Source organism: Kitasatospora sp. NPDC056076 (assembly GCF_042266305.1).
In the GTDB taxonomy this organism is placed as follows: Bacteria; Actinomycetota; Actinomycetes; order Streptomycetales; family Streptomycetaceae; genus Kitasatospora.
Genome location: NZ_JBHJWG010000009.1, coordinates 133,590 through 151,698 on the forward strand (window position 1 = coordinate 133,590; position 18,109 = coordinate 151,698).

Below are 18,109 nucleotides of genomic sequence, written 5' to 3' on the forward strand. Positions count from 1 at the left end.
TTACTTCGACCGTCCCGGTCAGGGCGAACCGAGGGGGGTGCTGGGCGAACGGTGGTGCGCCCTAGCTGAGTTACTCCGCCGGGCTGCCTCTCCGCCCGGCCGATCGGCGTTGGCTGTCGGCGATCTCGGTTAGGGTGCGGACCGGCTGCGCCTGGCCATTTCAGGGCCGGCGCGAGGGGAGGGGCGTCATGATCGGCGTCGTCGGTGAGGGTTCGCGCGGGGCCGAGGAGCAGGACGGTGAGGGCATCCAGTGGTTGGCGGATGCCGGTGGCGAGGTCAGCGGAGTGGTGTTCGCCCGTGGGATCCCGCCGGAGGAACTCGCCCGCCGGATGGGGGCCGACCCGGCTGCGGCCACCGGGCCGATCAGCGGGCGGGAGATCTGGGACCTGGACATCGAGGTCTACCGGCCCGGTGACGACGGCGACGGCGTGATCCGGGTCGGCGAGGCGGACGGTTGGTCCTTCGCGATCGAGTACGGGGACTCCACCGGCGGCGAACTGCTCACCGAGATAGCGCGCGAGGGCGTGGAGGTGGTGCACTTCCGGCCGATGCCGGAACAGCCGCCCGCCCTGCTCGACTACGCCCGGGACGGCGCCGTGCTGTGCGGCTTCGGGCTGGGGGAGGAGCGGTGGCGCTGGGGCCGGCAGCCCGATCTGCTCGTACCGGAGCTGATCGCCGCGAACGTCCTGGAGGCGGACGGCGTCACCTCCTGCACGCCCGGGCGGGCGCCCGCCGCCGGAGCCCGGCGGCGAACCCTCAGCGCGGTCGGGCGGCGCTTCGGACTGCGCCTGCCCCGGGCCGTCCTGGGCGAGGTACGGCTGCCGGCGTACGTGGTGCGCGGCAGGCCGGGGCTGGAACTGCACTGAGCCCGGCGGCGGGGACGCCGGCGGGAACGACAGCGGCGCGACGGTGACGGTGCTGACGGCGGCGGTGGTGATGGCGGTCATGACGGTCATGGCGGGCTCCCTCCCGGGGCCCCACCGGCGGGGCCCCGATGGCCGTCATCCTCGCTCGCCGCCGGCCGCCCGCACATGTGCCGATCGGGAGGTTCCGCCGAGCGCAACTTCCTTGCAGGGGTGCCGATCGGCCTACTCGCTGGTTGGACGCACGTCGAGCGGGGGTAGGCCAGGGCCGGCGGCCGGTGCCCCGTCTCAGGCGGGAAGGGCCGCCGTCCGCACGCGGGCGGCCGCGCGGGACAGCCGGAGCGCGGCGATCGGGCTCGGGCAGAACCCCAGGGCGCAGGCGGTGAGCAGGGAGGTGGAGGTGAGGCCCGTGGGGAGCAGCGCGAACGCCATCGAGATCGCGGGGACGAGCAGCAGCGGGGAGACCATGAGCACGGCGGCCTGCCGCTTCTCCCGGCGCGTCCACTGACGGGACCTGGTCACCCGGACGGCCGCGACGACGGCCGCGGCGAAGCCGAGCACGGGCCCGGCGACCGGGACCAGCGAGACCGGCAGGGCGAGGACGGCCAGCGCGAGGGTGACGCTGGTCCAGCGGGTCGACTCCGGGGTGGGCGGCGTCTGCCCCTCCTCGGCGAGGGCGGCGTCGGCGATCTGCCGGGGGGTGCCGAGCTGCGCCAGGACGGAGCGGACGGCGTCGTCGTCGAGCGGGACGTCGGTGAGCGAGACCTCGATGTGCTCCCGCAGGTCGGCCAGCAGTTCGCGGCGGCGCTCGGGCGGCAGGGTGGCGGTGCCGCGGGCGACGGCGTCGAGGTGAGCGCGGACCAGGGGGTGGTCGACGGGGTTGTTCACGGGTGCTCTCCCGGGGCGAGGACGTGGTCGATGGTGGCGCGGAAGGCGGGCCAGAGCGCGGTGAACTCCGCCAGCGCGCTCTCCCCCGCCTCGGTGAGGGTGTAGTACCGGCGGGACGGGCCACTGGCCGAGTCGCGCAGGAAGGTGTCGGCGAGCCCGGCGCGGCGCAGCCGGGACAGCAGCGGGTAGATGGTGCCCTGGCTGGTCGCCAGCATCGGGTGGCGGCCGAGTTCCTGGAGCAGCTCGACCCCGTAGCGCGGGCCGTCGCGCAGCAGCGCGAGGACGCAGTACTCCAGGACGCCCTTGCGCAGCTGGGTCGCGACCGGGCCGTCGACCGGGCCGTCGACCGCGCCGGGCTCGTCGCCGCCGTCGGTGCTTGCGATGCCAGGTACCATGCAATGCAAGATAGCAGGCGAAGCAAGGTACCGGCCAGGGGCGGCGCCCGGATGGAGGAACCCGGGCCGAGCACCGGGTTCCGCCCTCCGGGTCCGAGCGCCAGGGCCCGAACCGGAAGCGCCGCGGGAAGCGCGCGACCCGCGGACGCGCTACCCCTCCCGCCGCACCGGCCGCCAGCCGGCCAGGTGCGCGGCCAGGACGGCGCCCGGGTCCGCCGTGGTGTCCCGCAGCGCGACCATGGCCGCGGTGATCACGTCGCACAGCTCGCCCTGCAGCTCGGCCACGGTGTGGCTGACGCCCTTGCGCGGGTTGGCGCCGAGCACGCCGAGCAGGGCCTCGGCGACCTCCCCGGCCTCCTCCTGGATCTTCACCACCTGGAGGGGCAGCAGCGGCAGTCCGATGGTCGACCGGTGGTCGGACAGGTGGCGGTGGATGTCGTCGACCACCGCCCACTCCGGCGTCCGCCCGACCGCCAGCCGCGCCTCCAACTGCCGCAGGTAGCCCTTGAGCGCGGGCGGCAGCTTCATCCGCTGGGCCTCGGCGAAGGGGACCAGTCGCAGCTCCTGGCCCTCCCCGAGGACCAGCTCCGCCGGGTCGACGTCGACCAGGGCGTGGAAGGCGCGGTGCCGTCGGCCCTCCGGGTCGGAGGCGGCCAGGACCGGGTGGAAGGGGAGCAGCCCGGGCACGTCCAGCCCGGTCTCCTCGCGCAGTTCGCGCACCGCCGTGCGGTACGGCGTCTCGCCGGGCTCGCGGTGGCCGCCGGGGACCACCCAGTGGGCGGGCCACGGGATGTCCGGCCGGTCGTCGCGCAGTTGGAGCAGGACCTCCTGCCGGCCGGTGGTGATGTAGACGTCCACGCTGACGAAATCGCTGTCGGTGCTCAATGCGCCCTCCGTTTCGACGGTGCCCCGCGGTCCGCGCCGTGCCGTGCCGTGCCGCGGCGCCGGACTCCCGGGCTGCTTGCGGCGTACCCGCGGTGTGCCCGCACCGCACCCGGGCAGCGCACCCGCCGCCCCTCACCCGGTCGGCCGATGGCAGCCCGTCCGGCGCACGCCCCCCGTCCGGAGACTCCGACGGGCGTCGCCGTACGCGGGCCCCTAGGGTCTGTGGTGCGCCGACGGTGCCGGGCGCCGGGGCGCACGCCTCCCCGATGCACGCTTCCCCGACGCACCAGGCGTACGCCGTCCTGCCACGCGCCGGTGCACCCGGCAGTACCGCCCGGCCAACCCGAGAGGTGGACCGCCCCATGCACTCCGTCGTCCGCGGCGCCGGCGCGCTCGGCCTGGCCGCGCTGCTGCTCGCGCCCGTCTCCGGTTGCCAGGGCGGCGGCCCGTCCGTCGCCGAGCCCGCGCCCACCTCCCCGGTCACCGGCGCGAGCAGCGGCGGCCCGGCCGCCCAGCGGCTGGACTGGCGGGCCTGCCCGGCCCCGAGCGCCGCGCAGGGCGGCGGCACCGCGCCCGCGAGCGACTGGGAGTGCGCCACCCTCAAGGCCCCGCTGGACCACGCCAAACCCGACGGCGGCACCATCGACCTGGCGCTGATCCGCACCAAGGCCAAGGACGAGCAGCACCGGCTCGGCTCGCTGCTGTTCAACTTCGGCGGCCCCGGCGCCTCCGGGGTGGCCACCCTGCCCGCCCTGGCCGCCGCCTACGCCTCCCTCAACACCCGCTACGACCTGGTGAGTTTCGACCCGCGCGGGGTCGGCGACAGCGCCGGGGTGAAGTGCCTGGACGACCGGGCGGCGGACGTCAACGCCGCCGTCGACAGCACCCCGGAGACCCCCGCCGAGGTCAAGGCCCTGGACGACAGCAACGCCCAGTTCGCCGCCGCCTGCGAGCACAACTCCGGCCCGGTGCTGCCCTACGTGGACACCGAGAGCGCGGCCCGGGACCTCGACCTGATGCGCCAGGTGCTCGGCGACCAGAAGCTCTCCTACTTCGGCATCAGCTACGGCACCCAGCTCGGCGGCGTCTACGCCCACCTGTTCCCGCAGGAGGTCGGCCGGGTCGTGCTGGACTCGGTGGTCGACCCGACGAAGGACCCGGAGCAGAGCGCGCTCGGCCAGGCCCAGGGCTTCCAACTCGCCCTCGACGACTTCATGAAGGCCTGCGCCACCCAGGACGCGGCCGCCTGCCCGACCGGTGGCGGCGGCGCCGAGGGCACCGCGCGGATCACCGACCTGCTGCAGAAGCTCGCCGGGTCGCCGCTGCCCACCAGCAGCGGACGGAAGCTGACCGAGGGCCTGGCCGTCACCGGCATCGCCGGCGCGCTGTACAGCCAGCAGACCTGGCCCGCGCTGGCCTCCGGGCTCACCGAGGCGATGCAGGCGGGCACCGGCGACACCCTGCTCCAGCTCGCCGACTCGCTGAACGGACGCGACCCGCAGGGCCACTACAACAACCTCAACGCGGCCAACCGGGCGATCAGTTGCGTCGACGCCCGGCAGCGCTACTCCGACCAGGACGTGGAGCAGCAGCTGCCGCAGTTCCGCGCCGCCTCCCCGGTCTTCGGCGCCTTCACCGCCTGGGGCCTGACCGGCTGCACCGGCTGGCCCGTCCCGGGCAAGGCCGACCACCCGGAGGTCGCCGCCCCGGGCGCCGCCCCGATCCTGGTGGTCGGCACCACCGGGGACCCGGCCACCCCGGTCGAGGGAGCCCGGACCATGGCCCAGCAGCTGGGCGCGGGCGTCGGCGTCACCGTCACGCTCAACGGCGAGGGCCACGGCGGCTACAACACCGGAAACCCGTGCTTGAAGAAGACTGTCGACGCCTACCTGCTGGACGGTACGGTGCCTGCGGACGGGACGACCTGCAGCTGAAGTGGCCCACTGCGGCAGTATTCGATTGGCCCTGCGGAATGGTCCAATCGGCCCCTAAGATCATCCGTGTGAACACGCAAGCGAACGAGAACGCCGCCACCGCCGTCCCCAAGGTCGACTTCTACTTCGACCCCGTCTGCCCCTTCGCCTGGATCACCTCGCGCTGGATCCTGGAGGTCGCCCGCCAGCGTGAACTCGACCTCACCTTCCGGGTGATGAGCCTGTCCGTGCTCAACGAGGGCCGCACCGACCTGCCGGAGCGCTACCAGCGCCTGATGACCACCGGCTGGGGCCCGGTCCGGGTCTGCATCGCCGCCGCCGAACAGCACGGCGAGCACGTGCTGCGCGACCTGTACACCGAGCTCGGCACCCGCTTCCACGACCAGGACCGGGAGGCCGACGACACGGTCATCCGCGAGGCCCTGGTCGCCGCCGGACTGCCCGAGGAGCTCGCCGAGGCGGCCAACAGCACCGCGTACGACATCGCGCTGCGCAAGAGCCACCACGAGGGCATGGACCCGGTCGGCGAGGAGGTCGGCACCCCGACCATCCACGTGGACGGCACGGCCTTCTTCGGCCCGGTGCTGAGCGCGATCCCGCGCGGCGAGGACGCGCTGCGGGTCTTCGAGGGCGTCCGGCTGCTGGCCGGCTACCCGAAGTTCTTCGAGCTCAAGCGGACCCGGACCGGGTCGCTCGACTTCTCCTGACCGGCGCATTCTCCTGACCGGCGCCTTCCGATGACCGGCGATCGCCGCCCCGCCACCGCCACGGGGCAGGCTTCGGGACGGGGGTGGGCGGCGTGACCACGGATCCGCGCGGGCCGTTCGAGTCGGGCCGGCCGAGCAGGCAGGTCGAACAGGTCGGGCCGGTTGGGCCGGTTGAGCCGGGCGAACTGGTCGGGCCGGGCGAACTGGTCGAGCGGGTCGACGAGCACGACCGGGTGCTCGGCGTGGTCGAACGCGGCGAGGCGATCCGCCGCGGCTGGCTGCACCGGGTCGCCACCACCGTCTGCCGCGATCCGTCCGGCCGGGTGCTGGTGCACCGCCGCCCGGACGGCGCCGGCCGCTTCGGCGGGTGCCACGACGTGATGCTGGGCGGCGCACTGCGGGTGGGGGAGTCGTACGCCGCCGGGGCGCGGCGGGAGCTGGCGGAGGAGCTCGGGGTGAGCGTGCCGGTGCGCCACCGGTTCACCTTCCTCTGCCGGGGCGCGATCGCCCCGTACTGGCTGGGCGTGCACGAGGCCGTGCTGCCGCCGGACCTGATCGACCCCGACGCGGTCGATCCGGCCGCGATCGCCCGGTACGGCTGGCTGACCCTGCCCGAGCTGGCCGGCGCCGTACGGCGGTGGCCGTTCGTGCCGGACGGGCAGGTGGCGTTCCGCCGGTACCTGCTCGGGCTCCCGTCCGGGGCCGGAGGGGTCGACCATGGAGGGGTGGGCGCCGAGCCGGGGCCCGGCTGAGGCCCGGCGGCGCCCGAGAGGCGGTGAGCGTGGATGATCGTCCGAACGCGCCCGGGTGCCGCCCGCCACGCCGCGACCCCGCCCGGCGGCGGCAAGGGCCCGGGCCCCGGCGGCTGGGGCGGCCCGGGCCGAGGCCCCGGCCCCGGTCGCGGACCGGGGCAGGGCCCCGGCGGCACCCCGCCCAAGCCGCCCCCGCCCGCGCTGCGGCGCTGGCTGCTGCCGGTCGCCGTGCTGCTGACCCTGCTGCTCCTGGTGCTGCTGGCCAAGCCCGCCCCGACCGGCCCCCGCTACGGCTACACCGACCTGCTCAACCGGGTCGACGCCGGCCAGGTGCAGACCGTGGACGTCAGCGACACCGGCGGCGTGTCCGGCACCCTCAAGGACGGCACCCGGTTCACCAGCCAGATCCCGACCGCCCTGGACACCTCCCAGCTCGGCAAGGCGCTCTCCGACCAGCACGTGAACGTCACCGGCAGCCGGTCCGGCGGCAGCTCGATCTGGTCGACCCTGCTGCTGTTCCTGCCGCTGCTGCTCTTCGGCGGGCTGTTCCTCTGGTCCGGCCGGCTGGCCGCGCGGTCGCTCGGCGGCGGGCTCAGCGCCATCGGCCGCTCCCGGGCGAAGATCATCGAGGCCGAGCGGCCCGCCACCGGCTTCGCCGACGTCGCCGGGTACGAGGGGGTGAAGCAGGAGGTCAGCGAGGTGGTCGACTACCTGCGCAGCCCGGAGCGCTACGCCGCCGCCGGGGCCAAGGGGCCGCGCGGAGTGATCATGGTCGGCCCGCCGGGCACCGGCAAGACGCTGCTCGCCCGGGCGGTCGCCGGCGAGGCCTCGGTGCCCTTCCTGTCCGTCACCGGCTCCGGTTTCGTCGAGATGTTCGTCGGCGTCGGCGCCTCCCGGGTCCGCGACCTGTTCGACGAGGCCCGCAAGCGCGCACCGTCCATCGTCTTCATCGACGAGATCGACGCCGTCGGCGGGCGCCGCGCGGGCGGCACCCGGATCGGCGGCAACGACGAACGCGAGCAGACCCTCAACCAGCTGCTCTCCGAGATGGACGGCTTCGACCAGAGCACCGGCATCGTCGTCATCGCCGCCACCAACCGGCCGGACGCCCTCGACCCGGCCCTGCTGCGCCCCGGCCGCTTCGACCGGCAGGTCGTCGTGCCGCTGCCCAACCAGGCCGAGCGGGCGGCCATCCTCGCCGTGCACACCCGCGGCAAGACCCTCGCCCCGGACACCGACCTGGACCGGATCGCCCGCGGCACCCCCGGCTTCTCCGGAGCCGACCTCGCCAACCTGGTCAACGAGGCCGCCATCAACGCCGTGCGCGCCGACCGGTCCACCCTCACCGCCGCGGACCTCGACGACGCCCGTGACCGGGTGCTGCTGGGCCGCCGGGAGTCCTCCAACGCGCTGCTGCCCGAGGAGCGGCACTCCGTCGCCGTCCACGAGTCCGGGCACGCGCTGATGGCCGCGCTGTGCGAGCACGCCGACCCGGTCGCCAAGGTGACCATCCTCCCGGCCGGGGTCGCCCTCGGCGCCACCGAGCAACTCCCCGAGGCGGAACGGCACCTGTACAGCGAGAGCTACCTGAACGACCTGCTCGCCGTGCAGCTCGGCGGGCGCGCCGCCGAACTGGTGGTCTTCGGCGAGGGCTCCACCGGCGCCGCCAACGACCTCGCCAACGCCACCTCGGTGGCCACCCGGATGGTCCGCGAGTTCGGCCTCTCCCCGGACCTCGGCCCGGTCGGCTACTCCAGCGGCTCCCCGCAGTACCTCGGCGAGCACCCCGACGACCTGCTGCGCCGCCCGTACTCCGAGCAGACCCAGCGCGCGGTGGACGAGGCGGTGGCCGGGCTGCTGCGCGGCGCCGAGCGGCGGGCCCTCGGGCTGCTGCGCGAACACCGGCACCACCTGGACGAGTTGGCGGCGCTGCTGGTCGCCCAGGAGACGGTGGACGGCACCCTGGTGCTCGACATCCTGCGGCACCCGGCGCCGGGGACGCCCGGGGCGGACGGGAGCGGGGGCGCGGGGACGGCACCCTGAGGCGGGGGGCGGTGCGGCCGGGGTGGATGATGGCGTGGTACCGATCCGAAGGAGCCCGACCATGACCGAAACCCTGCCCGCGGACGTCCAGCGCGAGATCGCCCTGGCCCTCGGAGTGGTGCCCGTCACCGACCCCGCGAAGGAGGCCGAGCGCCGGATCGCCTTCCTCGCCGACCAGCTGCGGGCCTCGGGCGCCCGCACCCTGGTGCTGGGGATCAGCGGCGGCGTGGACTCCACCACCACCGGGCGGCTCTGCCAGCTCGCCGTCGAGCGGCTGCGCGCCGAGGGGCACCAGGTGGCCTTCACGGCCATGCGGCTGCCGTACGGCGTCCAGGCGGACGAGGCGGACGCCCAGCGGGCCCTCGACTTCATCCGGGCCGACGAGGTGCTGACGGTCGACGTCAAGCCCGCGACCGACGCCGCCTTCGACGCCCTGCTGACGGCGGGCGTCACCTTCCGCGACCACGCCCACGAGGACTTCGTGCGCGGCAACGTCAAGGCCCGCCAGCGGATGGTCGTCCAGTACGCGGCCGCGGGGGCGAGCGGCGGCCTGGTGGTCGGCACCGACCACGCGGCCGAGGCGGCCGTCGGCTTCTTCACCAAGTTCGGCGACGGCGCGGCCGACGTGATGCCGCTCTCCGGCCTGACGAAGCGTCAGGTCCGCGCGGTGGCGGCCCACTTGGGCGCACCCGAGGAGCTGGTCGGCAAGGTCCCCACCGCAGACCTGGAGGACCTCGCCCCCGGCAAGGCCGACGAGGACGCCCTCGGCGTCGAGTACGGCGACCTGGACGACTTCCTGGAGGGCCGCCCGGTCAGCGAGCAGGTCTTCGACACCGTCCTCGGCCACTACCGCCGCACCGAGCACAAGCGCGCCCTGCCGATCACCCCGGGCCAGGCGTGACCGACCCGGACGGGCGCGCGGGACGCGCGGCCGGGGTGGTCCTCGGCGCGGCCGTGGGCGACGCCCTCGGCGCACCGTACGAGTTCGGCCCGGCCGGCGCGCTGAGCGCCCGCTTCCCGCTCGGTAGTGCGGAGCTGGTCGCGGGCGGCGGCTGGGACCTCGGCGAGGCCACCGACGACACCCAGATGGCTGTCCTGGTCGCCGAATCCCTGCTCGAACGGGGTGGGTTGGACCTCCCGGACATCTTCGACCGGTTCCGCCGTTGGGCCGCCGCCGAGCCCAAGGACATCGGCATCCAGACCGAGTCCGTCCTCACCAACGGCTACGCCTGGGACCTCGCGGCCGCCGTCCACTTCAACACCACCCTGCGCGCCGCGGGCAACGGTTCGCTGATGCGGGCGGCCACCTCCGCCGTCGCCTTCGCCGGCGCCGGGCGGGAGGCCACCATGGCCGCCGCCCGGCGGATCGCCGCGCTCACCCACGGCGACCGGGCCGCCTGGGAGGGCACCGCGGTCTTCCACGAGCTGGTCCGGCTCGCCCTCGACGGCACCGACCCGCTCGCCGAACTCCCCACCGTGCTGGCCGCCGTGGACCCGGACGACCGTGAGCGCTACGCCACCGTCCTGGCCCCGGACTGGCACCCCGACCGGGCCACCGAGCCCAACGGCGCGGTCTGGCCCTGCCTCGGCTCGGCCGTCTGGGCCCTGCGCACCACCGACGGCTTCGAGGCGGCCGTCCACGCCGCCGTCGACCTCGGCGGCGACACCGACACCGTCGCGGCCGTCACCGGCGGCCTGGCCGGGGCCCGCTACGGGCTCGCGGCCATCCCGACCCGCTGGACCGAGCCGCTGCACGTGCCCCTGCCGGGCTCCGGCGGCCGGGTGCTGCGGGCGCCCGATCTGATCGCGATGGCGGCGCGGCTGGCGGGCTGAGCCTCGGGGTGCGGGGCGGCTGCGGTGGCCGGCCGGGGTGGCGAACAGGGCTGCCTCCGGCCCCCTTGATCGTTCCGGCGTGCGGCTCGCTACCGTACGTCGTGGAACGGTTCGACGTCGAAGGGGGAGACGGCATGGCTGACATGACGGTGCGTCCGGTGGCCCGGGTGGTGGGTGGCCGGGAGGACGTGCGGGACGACGGGTGGGGCGGTGTCGCGGCGGTGATCCGGCTGGACGCCGGGCAGTTCACCGAGGAGGCGCTGTACGGGCTGGCGGACTTCTCGCACCTGGAGGTGGTCTACCGCTTCGACCGGGTCCCGGAGGGAGAGGTCGAGACCGGCGCCCGGCACCCGCGCGGCAACACCGACTGGCCGTTGGTGGGGATCTTCGCCCAGCGCGGGAAGAACCGGCCCAACCGGCTCGGGGTCTCGCGCTGCGAGCTCGTCCGGGTGGACGGACTGGACCTGCACGTCACCGGCCTGGACGCGGTGGCGGGCACGCCGGTGCTCGACATCAAGCCGTACCTGGCCGAGTTCGGCCCGCGCGGTGGGCTCCGGCAGCCCGCGTGGTCGACCGAGCTGATGCGCGCCTACTACGACGGCGAGGCCTGAGCGATGACGGAGCAGCGGCTCGCGGTGGTGTCCGGCGGCGGGACGGGGATCGGGCGGGCGATCGCCGCCCGGCTGGCCGGGGACGGGTGCCGGGTGGTGGTCCTGGGGCGTCGGGCGGCCGTGCTGGAGGAGGCCCGGGCGGAGATCGAGCGCACCGCCGGGCCGGGGGCCGTGGTGCCGTTGGCGGGTGACCTGGCGGATCCGGCGGCGGTCGAGCGGGTGGCCGCCCGGATCGCCGAACTCGGTCCGGTGGACGTGCTGGTGAACAACGCGGGTGCGATCATCACCCCGCCCGAGGACGACGGCCTGGCCGCGCTGGCCGCCTCCTGGCGGCGGGACCTGGACACCAATCTGCTGACCGCCGTGCTGCTGACCACCGCGCTCCAGGGGGTGCTGCGCCGGCCCGGCGGCCGCCTGGTGGTGATCAGTTCGGCGGCCGCCCAGCGCGGTGGCGCGGGCCCGCACTCGGCGGGCTCGTACGCGGCCGCGAAGGCGGCGCTGCACGGCTGGGCGTTCGGCCTGGCCCGGCAGTTGGGGCCGGACGGGATCACGGTGAACGTGCTGGCCCCGGGCTACGTGGCGGACACCGAGATCTTCGGGGCGGACCGGAACGAGGAGTTCCACGCCCGGAAGGTCGCCGACACCCTGGTCGGCCGGGCCGGCACGCCCGAGGACGTGGCCGAGGCGGTGGCCTACATCGCCTCGCCGGCGGCCGGCTACCTCACCGGGCAGGTGATCGGGCTGAACGGGGGCGCGGTGCTGGGCCGATGAGCGGCTCCGCCGGGCGGACGAGCCGTTCATCGGACGTCTACCGCCGCTGCCTACGGTGAGTGCTCGTACGAACCGGGCCCGACCACAGGAGTCTCCGCTGTCCAGGATCATCACCACCGCCCTGCCCGCGCACGGGCACGTCAGCCCGCTGCTGGCCATCTCCGCCGACCTCGCCGCGCGCGGCCACGAGGTGGTCTTCCTGGGCGGCTCGCGCTTCGCGGAGGCGGCCGGGCGGGCCGGGGTGCGCTTCGCCGCGCTGCCCGCCGAGGCCGACTGGGACGACCGCGACCTCGACGGCTCCTTCCCGGGCCGGGCGGAGCTGGCGCCCGGCCCGGAGCGGATCGCCTTCGACGTGCGGCACGTCTTCCTCGACCCGGTGCCCCACCAGTACCGGGCCCTGCTCGCGCTGTTGGCGCAGTTCCCGGCCGACGCCGTCGTCGCGGACGCCTTCGTCCAGGGCGTGCTGCCGCTGGCGCTCGCCCGTCCGAGGGCGCAGCGCCCGGCGCTGATCGGGGTCGGGACCACCCCGGCGATGCTGCCGAGCGCGGACACCGCGCCGTTCGGGCTGGCGCTGCCGCCGCTGCCGGGGGAGGAGGGCCGGATCCGCAACCGCTCCCTGCGGGAGGAGGTGGACCGGCGCGGCGAGCCCTTGCAGCGGTACGCGGAGAAGGTGTTCGCGGAGGCGGGCGTCCAGCTGCCGGAGGGGCCGCGCGGGCTGGCCCAGGTGACGGTGCCGGACGCGTACCTCCAGCTGACCGTGCCGGGCTTCGAGTACCCGCGCTCCGACGCGCCCGCCTCGTACCGGCTGATCGGCGCGCTGCCGGGCAACGTCGGCGAGGAGCAGCCGCTGCCCGGGTGGTGGGCGGAGCTGACCGGTGAGCGGCCGGTCGTCGTGGTGACCCAGGGGACGCTGGCCAACGACGACCTGGGCGAGCTGGTCGCCCCGACGGTCCGCGCGCTGGCGGACCGGGACGTGCTGGTGGTGGCCGCCACCGTCCGCCCGGACGGGCCGGCGGAGCTGGCCGAACTGCTGGGCGGCCGGCTGCCGGAGAACGTCCGGGCCGCCGGGTACGTGCCGTTCGACCGGCTGCTGCCGCACACCGACGTGCTGGTGAGCAACGGCGGCTACGGCGGGGTGCAGACCGCGCTGCGGTACGGGGTGCCGGTGGTGGTGGCCGGGGCGAGCGAGGACAAGCCGGAGGTCGCGGCCCGGGTGCAGTGGGCCGGCGTGGGGCTGGACCTGCGCACCGGCCGCCCGGCCCCGGAGGCGGTCGGCCGGGCGGTGGAGCAGGTGCTCGCCGAGGGCCGGTTCCGCGAACGGGCCCGCGCGCTGGGCGCGGAGTTCGCGGAGTACCGGCCGTTCGACACCATCGCCGAGCTGGTCGACTCGCTCTGAACCGGTCGACTCGCGCCGGGCTGGTCAGTCCCCGTCGGCGTCCGGCTCCGTGGTGGGCGTGGCGGCGGCCCCGCCCTTGCTGATGCCGAGCTTGGCCTCGGCCGTCGTCCAGTCGGTGGCGATCGCCTGCTGGGCGGCGGCCAGGGTGACCTGGCCCTTGCAGATCGCGGTGTGGAGGTGGGTCTCCACCGAGTCCTTGGGGTTGTTCGGACCCTTGCCCGGGACGTGGCCGGGGGAGGGCGGCTGGACCCACAGGTTGCGCGGGTCGTTGGGGTCGCCGCCGAGCTGGAGGCTGATCAGGTGGTCGTACTCGGCGTCGCCCATCGGGCCGGTGTAGCCGTAGGACTTGGCGTTCTCGGCCTTCTCCTTGCCGGTGACGTTCACCGGCGGGCGGATGGTCGAGGTGTAGCCGCCCGGCTTGCAGATGGTGTCGTTGATGGTGCCCTGGTTGACCGCGGGGCTGATCGCGCCCGGGGTGCAGTTCGGGTCGGGCAGCGGCTGCTTGTCCGCCGTGTAGCGGTAGTGGCAGCTGCCCGCCGCGGGCTGCGGCTGGGCGTCGTAGGAGCTCTTCGGCCCGGGGCCGGTCACGATCGCGGCCGGGACGGGCTGGGCGGCGTCCCCGGCGGCCGCCGGGGCGGAGCCGTGGGCGCTGCTGCTGTGGGCGGAGGCCTTGCCGCCGGAGCCGTCCTTGGCGGTGTGGCCGCCGCCGGACGAGCAGCCTGCGGCGGCGGCGAGCAGGACGGCCGCGGCTATGGCGAGGGCGCCTCGGGCGGGTGCCGGCACGGAGTTCCTCCAGGTCGTTGCGGTGGCACGGGCGGCCGGCCGACGAAGGTGCCGGGGGCCGCGCCAGCGGACACTACCGTGTGGAGGGGGCCGAAGGGGTGACGCCACGTCCGGCGCGGGAGGACGGCGGCGGGCGCGCGGAATCGTTTTCGCACTCCTGACGCGTCGACGGGCCTGCCACCGCCCGGCCCCGGCCCGGCCCCGGCGAGGGCACCCGGGGCGGGTGGCACCGGGACCGGGGCCGGTGGGACCGTCAGACCGACCGCAGCGCCGCGATCCAGTCGCTGATCAGGTCCTCCAGCACGCCCAGCGGCAGGCTGCCGTGCCCGATCACCTCGTGGTGGAACTCCCGCACGTCGAAGAGCCCGCCGAGCTCGGCCCGGGCCCGCTCGCGGTGCCGGACGATCTCCCGACGCCCGATCAGGTACGCGGTGGCCTGGCCCGGCCAGGCGATGTAGCGGTCGATCTCGTTGCGGACGTTGGCCTCCGGGGTGGCCGTGTTGTCCCGCAGGTAGGCCATCGCCCGCTCCCGGGACCAGCCGTAGTGGTGCAGCCCGGTGTCCACCACCAGGCGCACCGCGCGCAGCGCGTCCATCGACAGCATGCCGAAGCGGGACAGCTCCGAGCCGTACAGGCCCATCTCGTCGGCCAGCCGCTCGGTGTACAGGCCCCAGCCCTCGACGTGCGCGGTCAGCTGGCCGTTCGGCCGCTGCCGGAACTCCGGCAGGTGGTGCAGGGTGCGGGCGAGCGCGAGCTGCAGGTGGTGGCCGGGCACGCTCTCGTGGAAGGCGATCGCCTCGTACTCGTAGCTGAACCGGCTCCCGGGGTTCAGCGTGTTGATCCAGTGGGTGCCGGGAAGTCCGCCCGGCCCCGGCGGCTGGTAGTAGGCCAGCGGCGCGGTCTCCGCCTCCAGCGGGTCGATCTCCCGGGTCACGCAGTCGGCGATCGGGTACGGGCGGAACCAGTCGGTGGAGGCGCGCCGGGCCCGGTCCAGGGCGCCGTCCACCAGGGCGACCATCTCGGCCGCGCTGGTGAAGCGCAGCGAGCGGTCCTCGCGCAGCGCGGTCAGCACCTCGTCGGTGCCGCTGATGCCGAGCACCCGGGCGCCCAGCTCGCCGAACTCCTCGCGCAGCGCCGCCACCGTCTCCAGGCCGATCCGGTGCACCTCCTCCGGGCCCAGCCCCGGCCGGGTGAAGCGGCCGACGGCGTCCGCGTAGCCCTCGTCGCCGCCGGGCACGTAGCAGACCCCGGCCTCGGCGTCCGGGCGGGCGGCCGGTGCCAGCCGCTGGGCCAGCCCGGCCCGGTAGCGGGCCACGGCCGGGCGCACGCCCTCGCGGACGATGGCCCGGGCCCGCTCGAACTCCCGGCGGCCCTGGAGCGGACGCAGCAGCTGGTCGGCGGTCGGGTCGGCGGCCAGGTAGCCGTCCAGCTGGGTGATGGCGGCGTCCACACCGCTGCGCAGCGGGTGGCGGCCCTCGGCGGCGGCGTCCAGGCTGCGGCGCAGGACGGCGTCGAAGTAGCCGGGCAGGCCGGCCAGCCGCTCCAGGTAGGCGTCGGTGCCCTCGTGGTCGACGGCGGTCATGGCGAGCGAGGTGAAGACCGTGTTGTGCGGGGCGACGATGGTCGCGGAGACGCTGACCTCGGCGAGTCCGTGGGTGATCCGGCCGTCGTTGTCGTCGATCAGCCGGGCGAGCACCCGGTGGGTGGTGCGGTCCTCGCCGACCAGTCCGTCCAGCGGGACGGCGGCCAGCCGGGCGGCCAGGCCGCGGAGCACCTCGCGGTGGCGCAGGGCGGCCGCGCGGGACGGGTCGGGCACCTCGTGGGCGTAGCCCTCGGTGCCGGAGAGGGTGGCCTCGAAGGGGTCGTGGCCGTTCTCGGCGGCGAAGAACTCGTCCGCGAGGGCGGCCAGTTCGGTGTGGTGGGCGGGGACGGCTCGGTGGGACGTGTCGTTCGGCTGCTCGGTCATGGTCGCTCCCGGGTCCGGTGGGGGCAGTGCGACACGGGTTCCCTGAGGGCCCGATCGGGCCGATTATTCGGAGTCGGCCGCGGCGCGGTCAATACGCACCGGGGGAGAGCAGTTCGGGGCACCGACGGTGAACGCGCCACCGGGGACGGCGTCTTCGGCAGGCCCGCAGGTACCGGGCAGCGGGCACAGGGCGCCGGGTACCGGGGGCAGCGGGCATGACGGTGCCGGCGTCCGTCCTCCCTGGACGAACGCCGGCACCGGTGGAGCGAGGGGGTCCGGTGGCCGGCCCCCGGAGGGGCTCAGCTGCCCTGGGCCTCCTTGGCGGCCTTCTCGGCGGCCTCCTTCTCGTGCTTCGCCTTGATCCGGGCGGTCTCCTTGCGGACGTCCACCTGGTTGGCGCGCTCGTGCTGGAGCCACAGCGGGTTCTCGGCCTTGAGGGCGTCGACCTCGGCGGTGGTCAGCGCCTCGGTCACGCCGCCGCGGGCCAGGCCCGCGATGGAGATGCCGAGCTTGCCGGCGATCACCGGGCGCGGGTGCGGGCCGTTCTTGCGCAGCTCCTGGAGCCACTGCGGCGGCTCGGCCTGCAGCGCGCTGAGCTCCTCGCGGGAGACCACGCCCTCCTGGAAGTCGGTCGGCGCGGCCGCGAGGTAGATCCCCAGCTTCTTGGCCGCCGTGGCCGGCTTCATGGTCTGGCTGGTCTTCTGCTTGAGCGATGTCATGGAACAAGGGTAAGGGAGTGCGCGGGCGCTTCCGGTCACGGTCGGTAGCCTTGCCCTGTGACAGACATGCAGGTGAACCAGCCCTTCCGGCTCGCGTACGTCCCGGGCGTGACCCCCGGCAAATGGGCCCGGGTGTGGATCGAACGGCTTCCGGACGTCCGGCTCGACCTCGTCGCGGTGCCCTCCACCGACGGTGAGCGGATCCTGCGCGAGGGCGCGGTGGACGCCGGACTGGTCCGGCTGCCGGTCGACAAGGACGTGCTGAGCGCGATCCCGCTGTACACGGAGACCACCGTGGTGGTCTTCCCCAAGGACCACTGGCTGGCCGCCGCGGAGGAGGTCGCCCTCGACGAGCTCGCCGACGAGGTGGTCTTCCACCCGCTGGACGACACCCTCGGCTTCACGGCCGGGACCCTGCCCGGGCGCCCGGCGATCGCCCGCCCGGACACCACGGCGGACGCGGTCGAGCTGGTGGCGGCCAACGTCGGCGTGCTGCTGGTGCCCCAGTCGCTGGCCCGGCTGCACCACCGGCGGGACCTCACCTACCGGACGGTGCCGGAGGCGCCGCAGTCGCAGGTCGCGCTGTCCTGGCCGCAGGAGCGGACCACGGACCTGGTGGAGGAGTTCATCGGGATCGTCCGGGGGCGCACCGTCAACAGCTCGCGCGGCCGCGGGGCCGGACAGCCGGCCGACGCCCCGGCGGAGAGCCGGCCGAAGAAGGCGGCGGCGCCGCGGAAGCCGCAGCAGCAGAAGGCCGGCGGCCAGAAGACGGGTGCGCAGAAGGCGGGCGGCCAGCGGACCGGCGCGCAGAAGGGCCGGGGCGGCCCGGCCGCGGCCCGGCGCGGTAAGCCGAAGCGGCGCTCCTGACCGCTGCGCGGGAGTAGCGTCGGCCCCGTTCCGGACGGCCGTTCCGGAGCGTCCTGGTGGGAGGAGCGGGGCCGTGTGGCATGACCTGGTGGTCGTCCAGATTCCGATCGTGGAGAAGGTCCTCCGGACGATCGCCGTCTACGTGCTGATCCTGGTGCTGTTCCGGGTGGCCGGGAAGCGCGGGCTGGCGGGGCTGAACACCTTCGACATGGTGGTCGTGTTCCTGCTCTCCAACGTGGTGCAGAACGCGATCATCGGCAACGACAACAGCCTGCTGGGCGGCGCGATCGGCGCCGTCACCCTGATCGCGGTGAACGCCGGGGTGACCCGCTGGCTGGCCCGCGATCCGCGGGCCGCGCGGCTCCTGGAGGGGGCGCCCACCACGGTGGTCCGCGACGGCGCGCTGGTGCCCGGCGCGCTGCGCGAACTGGCGCTGCGCCCGTCCGAGCTGGAACACGCGATCCGGGTGCAGAACGGTGACGACGTGAGCGACGTGGCGCGGGCCCGGCTGGAGCCGGACGGGCAGCTGCTGGTCACCCTGCGGGAGGCCGAGCGGAGCGCGACCAAGGGCGACGTCGACGAGCTGCGGGAGCGGCTGGCGGCGATCGAGCGGCTGCTGACCACGCTCGCCGAGGAGCGCCGCCCGCCGCGCTGACCACCCGCCTGCCGCCTCCCGCCTGCGGGCCGCAGGCGGCG

At 75.3% G+C, this 18,109-nt stretch carries 18 protein-coding genes; 12 read left to right on the top strand and 6 right to left on the bottom strand.

The window, feature by feature from the left end; all coding sequences use genetic code 11:
- Nucleotides 1-188 precede the first annotated feature (188 nt).
- Nucleotides 189-866: a DUF6461 domain-containing protein gene (locus tag ACFC1T_RS10350; protein WP_375886087.1), complete on the top strand. Its 678-nt coding sequence runs from the start codon at nucleotides 189-191 to the stop codon at nucleotides 864-866.
- Nucleotides 867-1,151: 285 nt separating this feature from the next.
- Here ACFC1T_RS10350 and ACFC1T_RS10355 read toward each other — a convergent pair whose 3' ends face one another.
- The 3 genes from ACFC1T_RS10355 to ACFC1T_RS10365 all read right to left on the bottom strand — a co-directional run bounded on the left by ACFC1T_RS10355 (nucleotide 1,152) and on the right by ACFC1T_RS10365 (nucleotide 3,031).
- The gene (locus ACFC1T_RS10355; RefSeq protein WP_375886090.1) at nucleotides 1,152-1,751 is read right to left on the bottom strand and encodes a hypothetical protein; all 600 of its coding nucleotides are present in this window, start codon (nucleotides 1,749-1,751) and stop codon (nucleotides 1,152-1,154) included.
- A complete protein-coding gene (locus tag ACFC1T_RS10360) occupies nucleotides 1,748-2,146 on the bottom strand; it encodes a PadR family transcriptional regulator (protein WP_375886093.1) in 399 nt (132 codons plus the stop codon). The genes ACFC1T_RS10355 and ACFC1T_RS10360 overlap by 4 nt, the downstream gene beginning before the upstream one ends.
- Before the next feature lie 150 nt (nucleotides 2,147-2,296).
- The gene (locus ACFC1T_RS10365) at nucleotides 2,297-3,031 is read right to left on the bottom strand and encodes an NUDIX domain-containing protein (protein ID WP_375886095.1); all 735 of its coding nucleotides are present in this window, start codon (nucleotides 3,029-3,031) and stop codon (nucleotides 2,297-2,299) included.
- Nucleotides 3,032-3,393: 362 nt separating this feature from the next.
- On the opposite strand from ACFC1T_RS10365, the gene ACFC1T_RS10370 reads away from it, so the two are divergent.
- The 9 genes from ACFC1T_RS10370 to ACFC1T_RS10410 all read left to right on the top strand — a co-directional run bounded on the left by ACFC1T_RS10370 (nucleotide 3,394) and on the right by ACFC1T_RS10410 (nucleotide 13,078).
- The gene (locus ACFC1T_RS10370; RefSeq protein ID WP_375886098.1) at nucleotides 3,394-4,965 is read left to right on the top strand and encodes an alpha/beta hydrolase; all 1,572 of its coding nucleotides are present in this window, start codon (nucleotides 3,394-3,396) and stop codon (nucleotides 4,963-4,965) included.
- A gap of 68 nt (nucleotides 4,966-5,033) precedes the next feature.
- On the top strand, nucleotides 5,034-5,672 hold the full coding sequence (locus tag ACFC1T_RS10375; RefSeq protein ID WP_375886101.1) for a DsbA family protein: 639 nt from the start codon (nucleotides 5,034-5,036) through the stop codon (nucleotides 5,670-5,672).
- 185 nt (nucleotides 5,673-5,857) lie between these two features.
- Nucleotides 5,858-6,424 (top strand): NUDIX hydrolase, encoded by a 567-nt coding sequence (locus ACFC1T_RS10380; RefSeq protein ID WP_375886204.1) that lies wholly within the window; start codon nucleotides 5,858-5,860, stop codon nucleotides 6,422-6,424.
- Between the two features lie 33 nt (nucleotides 6,425-6,457).
- Entirely contained in the window at nucleotides 6,458-8,467 is a 2,010-nt protein-coding gene (gene ftsH / locus ACFC1T_RS10385; protein WP_375886104.1) for an ATP-dependent zinc metalloprotease FtsH, read from the top strand.
- A 61-nt stretch (nucleotides 8,468-8,528) separates the two neighbouring features.
- Nucleotides 8,529-9,368: an ammonia-dependent NAD(+) synthetase gene (gene nadE, locus ACFC1T_RS10390; RefSeq protein WP_375886107.1), complete on the top strand. Its 840-nt coding sequence runs from the start codon at nucleotides 8,529-8,531 to the stop codon at nucleotides 9,366-9,368.
- Complete coding sequence (locus tag ACFC1T_RS10395) at nucleotides 9,365-10,300, top strand: ADP-ribosylglycohydrolase family protein (RefSeq protein ID WP_375886110.1); 936 nt, start codon at nucleotides 9,365-9,367, stop codon at nucleotides 10,298-10,300. The genes nadE and ACFC1T_RS10395 overlap by 4 nt, the downstream gene beginning before the upstream one ends.
- Before the next feature lie 143 nt (nucleotides 10,301-10,443).
- The gene (locus ACFC1T_RS10400) at nucleotides 10,444-10,911 is read left to right on the top strand and encodes an SAM-dependent methyltransferase (RefSeq protein WP_375886207.1); all 468 of its coding nucleotides are present in this window, start codon (nucleotides 10,444-10,446) and stop codon (nucleotides 10,909-10,911) included.
- A gap of 3 nt (nucleotides 10,912-10,914) precedes the next feature.
- Nucleotides 10,915-11,682 (top strand): SDR family NAD(P)-dependent oxidoreductase, encoded by a 768-nt coding sequence (locus ACFC1T_RS10405; protein WP_375886112.1) that lies wholly within the window; start codon nucleotides 10,915-10,917, stop codon nucleotides 11,680-11,682.
- A 55-nt stretch (nucleotides 11,683-11,737) separates the two neighbouring features.
- Complete coding sequence (locus tag ACFC1T_RS10410; protein ID WP_375886115.1) at nucleotides 11,738-13,078, top strand: glycosyltransferase; 1,341 nt, start codon at nucleotides 11,738-11,740, stop codon at nucleotides 13,076-13,078.
- 24 nt (nucleotides 13,079-13,102) lie between these two features.
- Here ACFC1T_RS10410 and ACFC1T_RS10415 read toward each other — a convergent pair whose 3' ends face one another.
- The 3 genes from ACFC1T_RS10415 to ACFC1T_RS10425 form a co-directional block, all read right to left on the bottom strand.
- Entirely contained in the window at nucleotides 13,103-13,861 is a 759-nt protein-coding gene (locus ACFC1T_RS10415) for a hypothetical protein (RefSeq protein WP_375886118.1), read from the bottom strand.
- Nucleotides 13,862-14,114: 253 nt separating this feature from the next.
- The gene (locus tag ACFC1T_RS10420) at nucleotides 14,115-15,827 is read right to left on the bottom strand and encodes a DUF885 family protein (protein ID WP_375886121.1); all 1,713 of its coding nucleotides are present in this window, start codon (nucleotides 15,825-15,827) and stop codon (nucleotides 14,115-14,117) included.
- A 299-nt stretch (nucleotides 15,828-16,126) separates the two neighbouring features.
- On the bottom strand, nucleotides 16,127-16,546 hold the full coding sequence (locus ACFC1T_RS10425; protein WP_375886123.1) for a DUF5997 family protein: 420 nt from the start codon (nucleotides 16,544-16,546) through the stop codon (nucleotides 16,127-16,129).
- 57 nt (nucleotides 16,547-16,603) lie between these two features.
- Between ACFC1T_RS10425 and ACFC1T_RS10430 the strand changes: the two genes are divergently transcribed.
- A complete protein-coding gene (locus tag ACFC1T_RS10430; RefSeq protein WP_375886125.1) occupies nucleotides 16,604-17,413 on the top strand; it encodes a LysR family substrate-binding domain-containing protein in 810 nt (269 codons plus the stop codon).
- 73 nt (nucleotides 17,414-17,486) lie between these two features.
- Nucleotides 17,487-18,068: a DUF421 domain-containing protein gene (locus ACFC1T_RS10435; protein WP_375886127.1), complete on the top strand. Its 582-nt coding sequence runs from the start codon at nucleotides 17,487-17,489 to the stop codon at nucleotides 18,066-18,068.
- Nucleotides 18,069-18,109 lie beyond the last annotated feature (41 nt).